Genomic DNA, 13,931 nt, shown 5'->3' with positions numbered 1-13,931 from the left:
ACGATGAACGCTCCTGTTCCCGGGGTCGCCGAGCGCCTGTCCCGGATGATCCAGCTGCCCACCGTGTCCGCCGAGCTGGACGAGCGCGGATCCGCGCCCTTCGAGGACTTCGTGGCGCTCATCGCCGAGCTCTACCCCCTGGTGCACGCCGAACTGACCCTCGAACGCCACACCGACTTCGGACTGCTGTTCCGGTGGGAGGGGCGCCGACAGGCGGCGGACGGACCGCTCCTGCTCATGGCGCACTACGACGTCGTTCCCGTCGACGAGTCCGACGCCTGGACGCATCCGCCGTTCGCGGGCGTGATCGAGAACGGATCCGTCTACGGCCGGGGCGCGCTGGACGACAAGGGCCCGCTCATCGTGATCCTCGAGGCGGTCGAGAAGCTGCTCGCCGAGGGGTTCACACCCGCCAGAGACGTCTACCTCTCCTTCGGCGGCAACGAGGAGACGTTCGGATCCGCCGCGATCGCGATCGCGGATGTGCTGAAGGAACGCGGCATCGTGCCCTGGCTCGTCGTCGACGAGGGCGGGGCGGTGGTCGATGCGCCTCTGCCGTTCGTGCCGGGGCGGGCGGCCATGATCGGCGTCGGCGAGAAGGGCGTCATGACGGTGAAGCTCACGGCACGCGGCGAGGGCGGCCACGCCTCGGCCCCGCCGCCGCTCACGGCGGTGCGCCGCATCGCGCGCGCCGTCGAGCGGCTCGGCCCCGGCACGTTCCGTCCGCGCACTCCGCGCGCGATCTCGCGCATGCTGACTCAGCTGTCCGGCGGCGCCTCCGGACCCGCGCGCCTGCTGCTGCGCACGCTCGGCGCGCTCCCGCCCGTGTCGGCGCGGGTGTTCGCGGCGCTCGGCGGCGAGGCGGCGGCGCTCGTGCGCACGACCGTCGCCCCCACGATGCAGTCCGGCGGCACCGCCGCGAACGTCCTGCCGTCACAGGCCTCGGCCACCGTGAACCTGCGGATCGCCCTCGGCGAGACGGTGCAGAGCGCGACCGCCCGTGTGCGCCGGCGCATCGCGGATCCGCTCGTGAGCGTCGAGGTGCTCGAGGGGAGCGACCCGTCGCCCGAGTCGCCCACGGACACGGCGCCGTTCGCGCTCCTCGCGGAGGCGCTCGCGGTCTCGCACCCGGGGATCCCCGCCGTGCCGTATGTGACGATGCAGGCGACCGACTCCCGGCACTTCCACCGTTTCGCGCCGGCGGTCTTCCGGTTCGCGCCGCTCGAGATGTCGAACGCGCAGCGCTCGACGATCCACGGCGTGGACGAGAGCGTCGAGATCGCGGCGCTCGAGCGCGGGGAGCGGTTCCACCGCGCGCTCATCGAGCGGCTACAGTGAGCTGACCCGCTGCGATCGCCGAGCATCTCGACGCGGTCGCACCACGTCCCGCCGACACCCGGGACCGTATGAAGGAGCCGCGATGACGCGCACCGCCACCCTCGGCACCCTGGTCGCCGTCGTCGGATTCCTGGCCTTCGTCGAGTTCACCAGCGGTGTGCTGCAGGGCTACTACACGCCGATGCTGAGCGACATCGCGCGGCACCTGGGCATCCACGACGCCGACGTGAACTGGTTCGAGGGCGCCCAGCTCATGCTGTCCGCCCTGGTGGTGCCGGCCTTCGCGAAGCTCGGCGACATGGTCGGCCGCAAGCGCATGCTGCTGATCTCGACCGCGATCACGGCCGTGGCCGCCTTCGTGCTGCCGTTCACCGACACCTTCGGCGTCTTCCTCGTGGCCTGGGCGATGATGGGCTTCTACGTCGTCTGGCTGCCGCTGGAGATCGCGCTGATCTGGTCGCGCGCCCGGCGCATCGAGGGCAGCTCTGCGATCACCGCGAAGGCGGCCGGCATCCTGGTCGCCGCGCTCGAAGGCGGCGCGATCATCGGCGCTCTCGTCGGCGGGGCGCTCATCGACGTGCTGCCGCTCACGGCGGTGCTGCTCGTGCCCGCTGTGCTCATCGCGGCGTGCTTCTTCGTGATCCTGTTCGGCGTGAAGGAGTCGCCGGAGAAGACCGGCGGAGTCTTCGACACGACTGGGCTCGTGCTGATCTCGCTGTCGCTGATCGGCCTGACCGGCGGGCTCAGCCTGCTGCGCCTGCCGGGCGGCGTCGCGAACCCGCTGTCCTGGATCGTGATCGTCCTCGGCGTGCTCCTCATCGTGCCGTTCGCGCTGTGGGAGCTGCGCCAGCAGGATCCGCTCATCGACGTGCGGATGTTCCGCAGCCCTGCGCTCGGCCCGGTGTTCCTGACGGCCGGCCTGTTCGGCGTGAGCGTGCTCGGTGCGCAGGCGCCGCTGTCGACCTTCGCCCGCACAGATCCGGCGGTCTACGGCTACGGCCTCGGCACCAGCGGGTTCGCGACCTCGCTGATCATCGGCGTCTACCTCGTCGCGATGATCGCGGGCGCCCTCGGCTATCCGCAGATCGCACGGTTCGCGACGCCCCGGATCACGCTCATCGGCGCCTCGGTGCTCGTGGGGATCGGGTTCCTGCTGTTCCTTCCCTTCCACGCCGCCTACGGGCAGGTCATCACGAACATGGTGATCGTCGGGATCGGATCCGGCGCCCTCGTCGCCGCGCTCCCGGCGGCGGCGGCCTCGGCGGCGCCGCACACTCAGACCGGCGTCGCAACGGGCCTCACGAACTCGGTGAAGACCGTCGGCGGCGCGATCGCCTCGTGCGTGTTCGGGATCGCGCTCATGCACGCGGTCGCCGGATCCGCCACGGCCGAGGGCACGGCCGGATCCTTCTCGGGCTACGTGACGGTCTGGGTCGTCTGCGGGGCGACCGCGCTCGCCGCGGCCGTCCTGCTCCTCTTCGTGCCGAAGCAGGCGTTCACCGATCGCGCCGGCCACGCCGCCGCCACGGAGCCCGCGATCGGCTGACGCCCGCCCCCGGGTCAGGAGCTTCTCAGCGCTCCGCGCGCGACAGCTTCGACGGCCACCACACGGCGCGGCCCACGTCGTGCACGAGCGCGGGCACGAGCAGCGAGCGCACCACGAAGGTGTCCAGCAGCACGCCGAACGCCACGATGAAGGCCAGCTGCGCGAGGAACAGGATCGGGATCACCGCGAGCGCCGCGAACGTCGTCGCGAGCACCAGACCGGCCGAGGTGATGACGCCCCCGGTGATCGCGAGCCCTCGGCGCACGCCCTCGCGCGTGCCGTGGATCCGGCTCTCCTCGCGCACGCGCGTCATGAGGAAGATGTTGTAGTCGATCCCGAGCGCGACGAGGAAGACGAAGCCGTACAGCGGCACCGCCGGATCCGCCCCGGGGAAGCGGAGGATCCCGTTGAAGACGAGTGCGGAGACGCCCATCGCGGTGCCGAACGACAGCACGGTCGTCACGATCAGCAGCACGGGCGCGACGATCGCGCGCAGCAGCATCATCAGGATCAGCATGATCACGACGAGGATCACCGGGATGATCAGGGCGCGGTCGTGGAGGGAGGCGTCGTTCGTGTCGATCGCGGTCGCGGTGACTCCGCCCACCACCGCGCCGGTTCCCTCGAGCGACGTGCGGAGGCGGCGCACCGTGTCCTCCGCAGTCGTCGAGTCCGCAGCCGCGGTGAGTGTTCCCTGCAGCATCACGTCGCCTTCGACCACGGTCGGATCGGGGGCAGGGGTCCCGGGACGCCCGACCGGCTGGACGCCGTCCTTCGTCACGGGCGCCGATCCGCTCGGCGAGTCCTTCGCGGTCACCGTGACGCCGTCGATGCCCTTGTCCGCGAGCAGCGCATCGGCCGCCCTCTGCAGGGAGTCCTTCGCGACGACGACCTGGACCGGGCTGCCGGATCCGCCCGGGAAGTGCTCGCCGAGCACCTTCTGCCCGTCGCGCGCCTGCGAGGAGCCGAGCACGAGGTCGGACTGCGGCACACCGGAGGCGTCGAGCTGCAGCACCCCGGCCGTGCCGAGGGCGAGCACCAGGGTCGTCGCGATCCAGATCACCCGGGAGCGGCGCCGGATCAACTCGGCGAGGCGCGCCCACACGCCGCTCGAGGGCATGCCCCCCTCGGCCGCGACGATCTCGGGCGCGTACACGGGGCGGCGCGGCCAGAACGCCGCACGCCCGAAGGCCATGAGGAGGGCAGGGAGCAGGGTGAGCGCGGACAGCATCGCGAACGCGATCCCGATCGCCGCGACCGGGCCCAGTGCGCTGTTCGACTTCAGGTCGCTGAGCAGCAGGCAGAGGAGCCCCGCGATCACGGTGCCGCCCGAGGCGAGGATCGGCTCGAACGAGCCCTTCCACGCCGCGAGCACGGCCTTCGCGCGATCGTTCTCGACGCGCAGCGCCTCGCGGAAGCGCGAGACGAAGAGCAGCGCGTAGTCGGTCGCGGCGCCGATCACGAGGATGAACAGGATGCCCTGGGTCTGCCCGCTGAGCAGCAGCACGCCCCACTTCGCGAGCCACCACACCAGCAGCAGCGCGGTGCACAGCGCGAACAGGCTGGTCATGAGCACGACGACCGGCAGCAGCAGCGAGCGGTAGACGAGCACGAGGATCACGAACACGGCCGCCAGGGCTACCCCGAGCAGGATCCCGTCGATGCCCGCGAAGCCCGCCACGAGGTCGGCGCTGAAGCCGGCTGGCCCGGTGATGTAGATGTGCACGCCGTCCGGCGCGGCTTTCTCGAGCGAAGTCCTGATCTCCGGCACGACGTCGCCGAGGTCGGCGCCGGAGCGGATCGGCACGAACGCCTGCACGGCCTTGCCGTCGTCGGAGGGCAGCGCGGGGGAGACGTCCTCGCCGACCCCCTCGATGTCCGTCGTGGCCGCGACCGCGTCGGAGAGCGCGGTGCGCTGCGCGTCCGTGAGCGTCTTGTCGGAAGCCGCGACGATGATCGCGGGGATCTCGTCGGATCCGGCGAAGCGGGTCTGCAGCTCCTGCACGCGGGCGGAGTCCGAGGAGGAGGGGAGGTATGCCGTGCGGTCGTTCGAGGAGACCTCGTCGACCTTGCCGAACAGCGGGCCGCCGAGCGACGCCGCGACCAGCCAGCCGAGGATGATCAGCGCCGGCAGGAGGATCCGCAGGAGGCGGCGGGGTCGGTGCGGGCGTGCGAGGTGCTGCGGGGCGGTCATCGGCTTCCTTCCGTCTCCGGCAGGATAGATCGAATTAGCTAGCTTGGCAAGTAATCATCCTGGCGTGAAAAGATCCCCGGTGTAGCATGACGGCATGGTGGAACGGCGCGATGAGGCGGACGAGCACGAGCTCGTGTCGCGCACCGGGGCGCCGACCCGCGACGGCGTCGAAGCGGGCGCGGTCTACGACATCGAGGCGAGCGATCCGGACGGCGTGCTGCTCGACCGCGCCGGCGTCGATGCGGGCGCGATCCGGCAGATCGGCGAGCTGATGGCCTCCCTCGGCGAGCTGCGCGACGCCGAGCAGCGCCTCGCGGAGGCGTCCCGCCGGTACATGAAGCTCAACGAGACCGACATGCGCGCGCTGCACTACCTCATCGTGTGCGCGAACCGCGGGGCAGTCGCGACGCCGGGCGGGATCGCGCAGCACCTCGGCATCTCGACGGCGTCGACCACCAAGCTGCTCGACCGGCTCGAGCGCGGGGGGCATGTCACCCGCGCCGCGCACCCCTCGGACCGGCGGGCGCTCGCGATCACCATCACGCCGGAGACGCAGCGGGCGGCGATGGAGACCGTGGGCCGTCAGCAGGCGCGTCGGTTCCACTCCGCCGCGCGGCTGACCGAGGGCGAGCGAGAGGTCGTCATCCGATTCCTGCGCGACATGACCGGCGAACTCGGACTCGACGGGGTCGCCTGGGCGGAAAGCGACACGGGAAGCGCTGAGCCCGGAACAACGCCGGGCCCAGCGCCCCGAGACCGGTCAGGCCTGGCTCTGCCCTAGTTCTGAACCACGGGGGCCCGGTCAGGCCCGGTTCCGCCCGGCGGGCCCCTGCGTGCAGATCAGGCGTTGCCCTCTCCACCGGAGAACATCCAGTCGACGCCGAACCGATCGGTGAGCATGCCGAACTGACCGCCCCACGGCGCGGGACCGTAGTCCTGGCTGACAGTGGCGCCGTCGGCGAGTTTGTCCCACGCGGCGTGGATCTCGGCCTCGTCGGAGCCGCTCAGCGACACCGAGACGCCCTGCGGGGTCTTGTACTCCATGTATCCGGGGGTGTCAGAGGCCATCAGCACCAGACCACCGGGAGTGGTCAGCTGAGCGTGCATGACGAGCGCCTGCTCGGCCTCATCCTGCAGCATGCCCGGCATGTCGCCGAAGGTCATCACCTGCAGATCGCCACCGAGGGCCTGCTGATAGAACTCCATCGCGGCGCGGGCGTCGCCGCGGAACGAGATGTACGGATTGAGATTGGTCATGGGCGTCCTCCGTGCTCGGATCGACGGCACCGGTCCGGCGCCGCACTCAGTCTGAGGCCGGCCTCCGACATCGGCAACGGTGTGTCGCGGATCAGCCAGGACCGACCGCGGCTTCCTCGCTTCTGCGAGGTCGCCGCGGCCGGCATCAGGCGCCCTTCACGTTGACGAGCTGTCGCAGCGTGTGCCGGACCCGCACCAGATCGGCGGCGTCGGCCATGACGCGGTCGATCGGCTTGTACGCCTGCGGGATCTCATCGATGAAGGCATCGGTGTCACGGAACTCGATGCCCGACATCGCGGCCCGCAACTGCTCGTGGGTGAAGATGCTCCGCGCCTTCGACCGCGAGTACTCCCGTCCCGCGCCGTGCGGCGAGGAGTTCAGCGACAGCCGATTGCCGAGGCCTTCGACCACGTAGGATGCGGTGCCCATCGAGCCGGGGATGAGTCCTGGCCTGCCGGGATCCGCCTGGATCGCCCCCTTCCGCGAGACCCACACCCTCTTCCCGAAGTGCTCCTCCGATTCTGTGAAGTTGTGATGGCAGTTGATCCGCTCCTGCTCATCCACGGCGATGCCGAGGAAGTCCGACACCTGCCTGGCGACCCGATCCATCATCTCCTCCCGGTTCAGCAGGGCGAAGTGCTGCGCCCACCGCAGCTCCCGGATGTACCGGGTGAACTCCGGCGTGCCCTCGACCAGGTAGGCGAGATCGGAGTCGGGAAGGTCGATCCACCACTGCTTCGCCAGTCTCTGGGCGACGCCGATGTGGTGCATCGCGATCCGGTTGCCGATCCCCCGGGATCCGGAGTGCAGGAACAGCCACACCCGGTCGAGCTCGTCGACCGACACCTCGATGAAGTGGTTGCCCGAGCCCAGCGAGCCGAGCTGCAGCCGCCAGTTGCCGGCGTACGCCGCGGGGTCGAAGCCCGCCTTCTCCGCAAGGTTCTCCAGCTCGGTGATCCGAGGCTCGGCCGTGGCCACGATCCTGCGGTTCTGGTGCCCTGCGGACAGCGGAACGGCGCGTTCGATCGCCTGCCGCAACGGGGCGAGGTCGCGGGACGCGAGCTCATCCACGGTGTACTGGGTGCGGACGGCGATCATGCCGCAGCCGATGTCGACGCCGACGGCCGCGGGGATGATCGCGCCGAGCGTCGGGATCACCGAGCCGACCGTCGCCCCCTTGCCCAGGTGGGCATCCGGCATGAGCGCCAGGTGCGGGTGGATGAATGGCATGCGGGCGGTGGTGCGCGCCTGATCGAGCGTCTTCTCGTCGATCAGGGACGCCCACGACAGCAGCCGTGCGGAGAGCCTCTCCATGGGTCCTTTCCTTCGTGTGTGTTCTCAGCCACAGGTCACGGGAAGGTCATGAAAAATGCCCCGGACCTGACGGTGCGGGGCATGCGGACAGCGGATGCTGTCACACGGCGCGCGCCGGAGGGTACGACTCGTCGCGGTCATTGCGCTTCGTCTGGAAGGCAAGGACCGTGGCGATGGTGGAGGTCCGCAGCGCGGTCATTCCGTCGTCTCCTCGGCTGGCGCTGTGCCGGTCGGCACAGCTTTGCCACCGTAGAGCAGGGAGAGCGGGTGCGTCAAGGGCGGGATCCGGTCGCGCAGGATCAGCCCGCTGACGCGTCCCGCGGCGGGTTGTGCACGATCTCGATCCGGATGCCGTTGTCGTCCTCGACGAACGAGGCGTAGTAGCGATCGCTGAAGCGCGGGTATTCCTTCGGCGGGCGCACGGCCGTCCAGCCGGCGTCGACGGCGATGTCGTGCACGCGGTCGACCTCGGAGCGCGTGTCGACGGCGAACGCGAGGTGCTGCCAGCCGACGCGGCCGTGCTCGTGCGGGCCGTCCGCATTGTCGCGTGCGGGGTAGAGCAGGATCTCGGGCAACCCGTCCTGCCGCCAGTAGGCGAGATCGGGAGCGTCGTGCCTGCGGGTGTACCCGAGTGCGCTCAGCACCGGATCGAACTGCGCGGAGGCGCCGGGCACGTGGTCGACGCTGATGCCGAGGTGATCGAGAGTGGCCATGCCCCCAGCATCGCGGATGCCGCGGCCATAGCGCGAGGTTCGAGCGCGAGGTTCGGTGCGGGGTTCTCGCCGAGTGCACGGGTTGTTGCCGAGCGCGCGGGTTGTCGGCGCGTGGATCCCGTGCGCTCGTCAGGATGCCGTGCGCTCGGCGAAGCGTGAAGCGAAGCGCGCAATGAGGTGTGGGCGGTCCTCAGCTCTTGACGGATTCGCGCGGCGGGTTGTACATGAACTCGATCCGGATGCCGTTGTCGTCCTCGACGAACGAGGCGTAGTAGCGATCCGAGAAGCGCGTGAAGACCTTCGGATCCCGCACGGTTGTCCAGCCGGCGTCGACGGCGATCGCGTGCAGACGCTCCACCTCAGCGCGCGAGTCGACGGCGAAGGCGAGATGCTGCCAGCCGATCTGCCCGTATCGGTGCGGTTCGCCGCCCGGCTCCGGCGCGCGGTAGAGGATCAGCTCGGTGTCGTTCTCGCGCCACCAGGCGATCCCGCCCTCCATCTCGCCGTCCTCGGGCGTGCAGCCCAGCGCCGTGAGCACCGGGTTCCACTGGGCGAAGGCACGGTCGAGGTCTTCGACCGTGAGGCCGAGGTGATCGAAAAGGGGCATGCGGCCAGTCTGCCCGACGGCGGCGTGCGGTCAGTCCCGGGGGTCAGTCCCGGTCGAGGCCGAAGGTGCGCTTGACGAGCGCCTGCACATCCCGGTCGAGGCCGTCCATGCGAGTGTTCATGACGTCGAAGCGGCCGTTCACCTCGGATCGGAGCCCGCCGATCTCCGCGCGCAGGACGCGGATGAAGAGCGTCGAGACGATGGTCATCATTCCGAGCATGAGCGCGGTGAACGCCCCGATCATCGTCCAGATCTGCGCGTCGTTCATGAATCCCACGTCCTCATCGTCGCATCGTTCGTCCGAGCATGCCAGAGGCGCAGGGCGCCGTGGTCGCCGACCACGTGATCTGTGAAGAACGGATCCCGCCGCGTGGATGTGCGGATCGATCCGCCGGCGACGCGCCATCCGACCGCCCAACGAGCACTGCGACAGACTGAGACCATGACCGCCGTGACCCTCATCCGCTCAGCGCAGCTGTCCGATGTCGCGCAGTACGCCTATGCGGCCACCGCGCCGAAGGACGCGCGGCTGATCTTCCTCGCCGGCGCCTGCCCGCTGAACCGCGATGGCTCGACGGCGGCGGTCGGCGACTACGCCGGCCAGGCCGCCGCCTGCATCGAGACCCTCAAGACGGCCCTCGCGGCTGCCGGAGCGACGCTGACCGACGTGATCAGCACGCGCGTGCTCGTCGCCTCGACTCGGCAGACGGACCTCGTCGACGCATGGGCCGTGGTCCGCGACGCGTTCGGCCCCCACGACGTGCCCAGCACGCTCATGGGCGTCACGGTGCTGGGCTACGACGACCAACTGGTCGAGATCGAGGCCGTCGCCGCGGTCCTGGACGAGGACTGATCCGGAGCGCGGCGACCTCGGTCGAGAGCCCCAGGGTGGGGCCGCCACCCGTCAGTGCGGCGCGTGGTACTCGGCCTCGCCGCGCTTCCAGTAGCCCTTCACGATGGCCTGCGCGGTGTCGACGCCCCAGCGCTCGAGCAGGGCGCGGCCCGGCTTCACGATCGACGACTCCGCCGCGACGAAGACGAACGGGGCCTTGCCAGGACGATCCGCTTCCCCGAGCGCGCCCAGGAACGCGGCGAGGGCGGATCCCGCCGGCGCGTCGCCGCGATGGATCCACTCGACCGGCACCGGTGCGTCGAGAGCCAGCTCGTGCTCCGCGCCGCGCACCTCGATCGCGATGCGGGCGGGGACGCCGGAGGGAATGCGGGCGGCGAAGCGCCGGATCGCCGGGATCGCGGTCTCGTCGCCGGCGAGGAGCCAGCCGTCGGGCTCGCCCTCCAGCACCAGGGACCCGCGCGGACCCCCGACGCCGACGACGGATCCGAGCGGCGCGGCCGTGGCCCACGGGGCGGCGACGCCCTCGTCCCCGTGCACGGCGAACTCGACGTCGAGCCAGTCCTCGCCCCACGCGAGGGGCGTGTACTCGCGGCTCGGCGCGGCGCGCAGCTCCTCGACCGAGTCGGTCGGCGCGTCCACGAAGAAGAGCCGCATGTGGTCGTCCGCGCCGAGGGAATCGAAGCCGGCGAGGTCGGATCCGGTGAGGCGCACGCGGACGAAATCAGGCGCGATCCACTCGCGCGCGGCGAGGGTCAGCGTGCGGAAGCGCAGCTCGAGCGGGCGTCGCGCCAGGGCGAAGCCGGATTTCGCGTTGTTCATAAGGTAAGGCTAACCTGTGTAAGACCTCAGGTTGAAGTTAGGTAAACCTAACCTTTCCGATCGGGGTCGCGCACACAGCACATCCCGCAGAACAGGAGCATCTCCATGTCCGTGCCTCGGATCCTCACCGCCACCGCGCTCGGCCTCGCCGCCGTCGTCGCCCTCGCCGGCTGCGCCTCCGGCCCCGCCGCGGCCCCCACGGAAAGCGCGAAGGCCAGCACCGTGACCGTCGAGGACAACAACGGCGAGCACACGATCTCCACGCCTCCGGCCTCGGTCGTCGCCACCGACAACCGCACGTTCCAGACGCTCGCGGACTGGGGCATCCCGGTCAAGGCCGCCGCCGTGTCGCTCATGCCGGAGACGGTCTCCTACGTCAAGGACAAGAGCATCATCGACCTCGGCACCCACATGGAGCCGGACCTCGAGTCCGTCGTCGCCGTGGCGCCGGATCTCATCGTGAACGGCCAGCGCTTCACCCAGCACCACGACAAGCTCGCCGCGCTCGTCCCCGATGCGACCATCCTCGAACTCGACCCGCGCGACGGACAGCCCTTCGACGCCGAGCTGAAGCGCCAGGTCACCGTGCTCGGCGAGGTCTTCGGCAAGGAGAAGGAGGCGAAGAAGCTCGTCGACGACTTCGACAAGGCGGTGGACCGCGCCAAGAAGGCCTACGACGGATCCGGTGTGATGGCCGTCACCACGTCCGGCGGCAAGATCGGCTACCTCGCGCCGAAGGTCGGCCGCACGCTCGGCCCGGTGTTCGACATCCTCGACCTCAAGCCCGCGCTGTCGGTCGAGGGCGCCGACGACAACCACAAGGGCGATGACATCTCGGTCGAGGCGATCGCCGCGTCGAACCCGTCCTGGATCCTCGTGATGGACCGCGACGCGGTGTTCGCGAAGGACGACGCCTCCTATGTGCAGGCCGCGGACATCCTGGAGAAGAACCAGGCGCTGGCCTCCGTCACCGCGATCCAGCAGAAGCACGTCGTCTACATGCCCACCGACACCTACCTCAACGAGGGCATCCAGACGTACACGACGTTCCTGAACTCCTTCGCCGACGCTCTCGAGAAGAGCGCGAAGAAGAGCTGACGCCTCGTCGCATCAGGCCATGACCGCTCCGTTCACCCGCCCCGCCCCGGGCAGCAGTTCCGCTGCTGCCCGGGGCAGGGCGCGACTCTTCGACCCCGCCCTGCTCGTCGGCATCCTCCTCGTCGGCGGGCTCCTCGCGCTGTCGCTCTTCGTCGGCGTCTACGACGTGACCGGATCCGCCGACGGCGCCGAGATGTTCGCGATCACGCGCATCCCGCGCACGACCGCGCTCGTGCTCGCCGGGGCGTCGATGGCGATGGCGGGCCTGGTCATGCAGATGCTGACCCAGAACCGCTTCGTCGAGCCGACCACCACCGGGACGACGGAGTGGGCGGGGCTGGGACTCCTGGCCGTGTCGGTGCTGGTGCCGCACCCGAGCATCCCGCTGCGGATGCTCGGGGCGGTGCTCTGCGCCTTCGTCGGCACGCTCGTGTTTTTCGCGTTCCTGCGACGCGTGTCCCTGCGGTCCTCCTTGATCGTGCCGATCGTGGGGATCATGCTGGGTGCGGTCGTCGGATCCATCTCGACCTACCTCGCCCTCGCGACCAACACGCTGCAGACGCTCGGCGTGTGGTTCGCCGGCAGCTTCACCTCGGTGCTGCGCGGGCAGTACGAGCTGCTCTGGATCGTCGCGATCGTCGGGGTGATCGTCTTCATCGTCGCCGATCGCTTCACGATCGCAGGGCTCGGCGAGGAGATCGCGACGAACGCGGGCCTGAACCACGGCAGGGTCGTCCTGCTCGGCACCGTGCTCATCGCCGCCGCCACCGGAGTTGTCACGGTCGTCGTCGGCAACCTGCCGTTCGTCGGGCTGATCGTGCCGAACCTGGTGTCGATGATCCGCGGCGACGATCTGCGCAGCAACCTGCCCTGGGTGTGCCTGCTCGGGGTGGGGCTCGTCACGGTGTGCGACCTCATCGGACGCACCATCATCATGCCGTTCGAGGTGCCCGTGTCTCTCGTGCTGGGCCTCGTCGGGGCCGCGGTGTTCATCGTGCTGATCCTGAGGCAGCGTTCTCGTGGCTGAGGTGCTGAGCCCGGCGCAGGCGCCCGCGACGCCGGTGGCCGAGCGCACGTCCGGTGCGTTCCCGACCGCCCGTGCGCGGCGGCGGTACGTCCTCGTGATCGCCGTGCTGACCGTGCTCGCGGCGGCAGCGCTGATCGGCCTGCTGGTGCACGGCAATCCCGTGCCGTTCGGCACGGACGGCTTCTGGCGGATCGTGCAGCTGCGCGTGACGAGCGTGCTGGTGATCCTCGTGGTCGCGATCGCGCAGGCCACCGCGACCGTCGCCTTCCAGACCGCGGCGAACAACCGGATCGTGACCCCGTCGATCATGGGGTTCGAGTCGCTCTACACGGCGATCCAGACCACAGCCGTGTTCCTGCTCGGGGCCGCCGGGGTCACTGCGCTGCAGGGCGTGCCGCAGTTCGCGCTGCAGATCGTGCTGATGACCGGATTCGCCGTCCTGCTCTACGGCTGGCTGCTGTCCGGCCGGCGCGGCAGCATGCACGTGATGCTGCTGATCGGGATCGTGATCGGCGGCGGGCTCGGCGCCGTGTCCACATTCATGCAGCGGCTGCTCACCCCGAGCGAGTTCGACGTGCTCGCCGCCCGGCTGTTCGGCAGCGTCGCGAACGCGGATGCCTCCTATCTGCCGCTCGCGATCCCGCTGTGCCTGGCCGGATCGGCGCTCCTCTTCCTGCGCTCACGCCGCCTGAACGTGCTGGCGCTCGGGCCCGACGCGGCGAACGCACTCGGCGTCGACCATCGGCGCGAGCAGCTGCGCGTGCTGCTGCTCGTGGCCGTGCTGATGGCGACCTCCACTGCGCTGGTGGGGCCGATGACGTTCCTCGGCTTCCTCGTCGCGACCCTCGCCTATCAGCTGGCCGACACGCACGACCATCGGCTCGTGCTGCCCGTCGCCGTGCTCACCGCGATCGCGGTGCTGGGCGGGGCTTACTTCGTGATGAAGCACCTCTTCTCGGCGCAGGGCGCCGTCTCCATCATCATCGAGCTGGTCGGCGGATCCGTCTTCCTGCTCGTCCTGCTCAGGAAGGGACGCCTATGAGCGCCACCGACAGATCCGCGAGACTCCAACTCCGCGACGAGACTGCGGTTCGTGCGCGCAGTCTCGTCGCCCAGATGAAGTCTCGCGGTCAAGGAGAGGGGGAAGGGGCGACCGGGGGCGGG

14 protein-coding genes are annotated in these 13,931 nt (G+C 70.1%); 7 read left to right on the top strand and 7 right to left on the bottom strand.

Features of this window, described 5'->3' with window-relative positions:
- Positions 1-3 precede the first annotated feature (3 nt).
- Positions 4-1,338: a M20/M25/M40 family metallo-hydrolase gene (locus CQ044_RS09135; RefSeq protein WP_258133227.1), complete on the top strand. Its 1,335-nt coding sequence runs from the start codon at positions 4-6 to the stop codon at positions 1,336-1,338.
- A gap of 82 nt (positions 1,339-1,420) precedes the next feature.
- Entirely contained in the window at positions 1,421-2,884 is a 1,464-nt protein-coding gene (locus tag CQ044_RS09130; RefSeq protein ID WP_105688184.1) for an MFS transporter, read from the top strand.
- A 25-nt stretch (positions 2,885-2,909) separates the two neighbouring features.
- Here CQ044_RS09130 and CQ044_RS09125 read toward each other — a convergent pair whose 3' ends face one another.
- Positions 2,910-5,078 carry an efflux RND transporter permease subunit gene (locus tag CQ044_RS09125; protein ID WP_105688183.1) on the bottom strand — a complete coding sequence of 723 codons (2,169 nt, stop codon included), beginning with the start codon at positions 5,076-5,078 and terminating at the stop codon, positions 2,910-2,912.
- Positions 5,079-5,172: 94 nt separating this feature from the next.
- Here CQ044_RS09125 and CQ044_RS09120 point away from each other — a divergent pair, with 94 nt between their 5' ends.
- Complete coding sequence (locus CQ044_RS09120; RefSeq protein WP_105688182.1) at positions 5,173-5,859, top strand: MarR family winged helix-turn-helix transcriptional regulator; 687 nt, start codon at positions 5,173-5,175, stop codon at positions 5,857-5,859.
- Between the two features lie 59 nt (positions 5,860-5,918).
- On the opposite strand, the gene CQ044_RS09115 is transcribed toward CQ044_RS09120, so the two are convergent.
- The 5 genes from CQ044_RS09115 to CQ044_RS09095 all read right to left on the bottom strand — a co-directional run bounded on the left by CQ044_RS09115 (position 5,919) and on the right by CQ044_RS09095 (position 9,238).
- The gene (locus CQ044_RS09115) at positions 5,919-6,335 is read right to left on the bottom strand and encodes a VOC family protein (RefSeq protein ID WP_105688181.1); all 417 of its coding nucleotides are present in this window, start codon (positions 6,333-6,335) and stop codon (positions 5,919-5,921) included.
- A 145-nt stretch (positions 6,336-6,480) separates the two neighbouring features.
- On the bottom strand, positions 6,481-7,650 hold the full coding sequence (locus CQ044_RS09110; RefSeq protein WP_105688180.1) for an RtcB family protein: 1,170 nt from the start codon (positions 7,648-7,650) through the stop codon (positions 6,481-6,483).
- 299 nt (positions 7,651-7,949) lie between these two features.
- Entirely contained in the window at positions 7,950-8,363 is a 414-nt protein-coding gene (locus CQ044_RS09105) for a VOC family protein (RefSeq protein WP_105688179.1), read from the bottom strand.
- Positions 8,364-8,553: 190 nt separating this feature from the next.
- Complete coding sequence (locus tag CQ044_RS09100) at positions 8,554-8,970, bottom strand: VOC family protein (protein ID WP_105688178.1); 417 nt, start codon at positions 8,968-8,970, stop codon at positions 8,554-8,556.
- A 43-nt stretch (positions 8,971-9,013) separates the two neighbouring features.
- Positions 9,014-9,238, bottom strand: coding sequence for a hypothetical protein (locus CQ044_RS09095; protein ID WP_258133226.1), 225 nt, complete (start codon positions 9,236-9,238; stop codon positions 9,014-9,016).
- Between the two features lie 174 nt (positions 9,239-9,412).
- Here CQ044_RS09095 and CQ044_RS09090 point away from each other — a divergent pair, with 174 nt between their 5' ends.
- Positions 9,413-9,823, top strand: a complete 411-nt coding sequence (locus tag CQ044_RS09090; protein WP_105688176.1) for a RidA family protein — start codon at positions 9,413-9,415, stop codon at positions 9,821-9,823.
- A gap of 51 nt (positions 9,824-9,874) precedes the next feature.
- Here the strand turns inward: CQ044_RS09090 and CQ044_RS09085 are convergent, their stop codons facing one another.
- Entirely contained in the window at positions 9,875-10,642 is a 768-nt protein-coding gene (locus CQ044_RS09085) for a siderophore-interacting protein (protein WP_105688175.1), read from the bottom strand.
- 105 nt (positions 10,643-10,747) lie between these two features.
- On the opposite strand from CQ044_RS09085, the gene CQ044_RS09080 reads away from it, so the two are divergent.
- Genes CQ044_RS09080 through CQ044_RS09070 form a run of 3 tightly spaced genes read left to right on the top strand, consistent with a single transcriptional unit; the run spans position 10,748 to position 13,809 of the window.
- Complete coding sequence (locus tag CQ044_RS09080) at positions 10,748-11,740, top strand: siderophore ABC transporter substrate-binding protein (RefSeq protein WP_105688174.1); 993 nt, start codon at positions 10,748-10,750, stop codon at positions 11,738-11,740.
- A gap of 19 nt (positions 11,741-11,759) precedes the next feature.
- Positions 11,760-12,767 carry an ABC transporter permease gene (locus tag CQ044_RS09075; protein ID WP_105688173.1) on the top strand — a complete coding sequence of 336 codons (1,008 nt, stop codon included), beginning with the start codon at positions 11,760-11,762 and terminating at the stop codon, positions 12,765-12,767.
- The gene (locus tag CQ044_RS09070; RefSeq protein WP_219844945.1) at positions 12,760-13,809 is read left to right on the top strand and encodes an iron chelate uptake ABC transporter family permease subunit; all 1,050 of its coding nucleotides are present in this window, start codon (positions 12,760-12,762) and stop codon (positions 13,807-13,809) included. The genes CQ044_RS09075 and CQ044_RS09070 overlap by 8 nt, the downstream gene beginning before the upstream one ends.
- The last annotated feature ends 122 nt before the right edge of the window (positions 13,810-13,931 follow it).

It is taken from the genome of Microbacterium sp. MYb64, assembly GCF_002979495.1.
Taxonomy (GTDB): Bacteria; Actinomycetota; Actinomycetes; order Actinomycetales; family Microbacteriaceae; genus Microbacterium; species Microbacterium azadirachtae_A.
Note: the sequence above shows the minus strand (reverse complement) of the source record. Positions and strands in the feature narration are given on the sequence as shown.

Excerpts from the sequence above, each read along its gene's own strand:
- CQ044_RS09130 (WP_105688184.1), top strand. The coding sequence starts at position 1,421 with ATGACGCGCACCGCCACCCTCGGCACCCTGGTCGCCGTCGTCGGATTC.
- CQ044_RS09105 (WP_105688179.1), bottom strand. The coding sequence starts at position 8,363 with ATGGCCACTCTCGATCACCTCGGCATCAGCGTCGACCACGTGCCCGGC.
- CQ044_RS09095 (WP_258133226.1), bottom strand. The coding sequence starts at position 9,238 with ATGAACGACGCGCAGATCTGGACGATGATCGGGGCGTTCACCGCGCTC.
- CQ044_RS09085 (WP_105688175.1), bottom strand. The coding sequence starts at position 10,642 with ATGAACAACGCGAAATCCGGCTTCGCCCTGGCGCGACGCCCGCTCGAG.
- CQ044_RS09080 (WP_105688174.1), top strand. The coding sequence starts at position 10,748 with ATGTCCGTGCCTCGGATCCTCACCGCCACCGCGCTCGGCCTCGCCGCC.
- CQ044_RS09075 (WP_105688173.1), top strand. The coding sequence starts at position 11,760 with ATGACCGCTCCGTTCACCCGCCCCGCCCCGGGCAGCAGTTCCGCTGCT.
- CQ044_RS09115 (WP_105688181.1), bottom strand. The coding sequence starts at position 6,335 with ATGACCAATCTCAATCCGTACATCTCGTTCCGCGGCGACGCCCGCGCC.
- CQ044_RS09090 (WP_105688176.1), top strand. The coding sequence starts at position 9,413 with ATGACCGCCGTGACCCTCATCCGCTCAGCGCAGCTGTCCGATGTCGCG.
- CQ044_RS09100 (WP_105688178.1), bottom strand. The coding sequence starts at position 8,970 with ATGCCCCTTTTCGATCACCTCGGCCTCACGGTCGAAGACCTCGACCGT.
- CQ044_RS09125 (WP_105688183.1), bottom strand. The coding sequence starts at position 5,078 with ATGACCGCCCCGCAGCACCTCGCACGCCCGCACCGACCCCGCCGCCTC.
- CQ044_RS09110 (WP_105688180.1), bottom strand. The coding sequence starts at position 7,650 with ATGGAGAGGCTCTCCGCACGGCTGCTGTCGTGGGCGTCCCTGATCGAC.
- CQ044_RS09120 (WP_105688182.1), top strand. The coding sequence starts at position 5,173 with ATGGTGGAACGGCGCGATGAGGCGGACGAGCACGAGCTCGTGTCGCGC.
- CQ044_RS09135 (WP_258133227.1), top strand. The coding sequence starts at position 4 with ATGAACGCTCCTGTTCCCGGGGTCGCCGAGCGCCTGTCCCGGATGATC.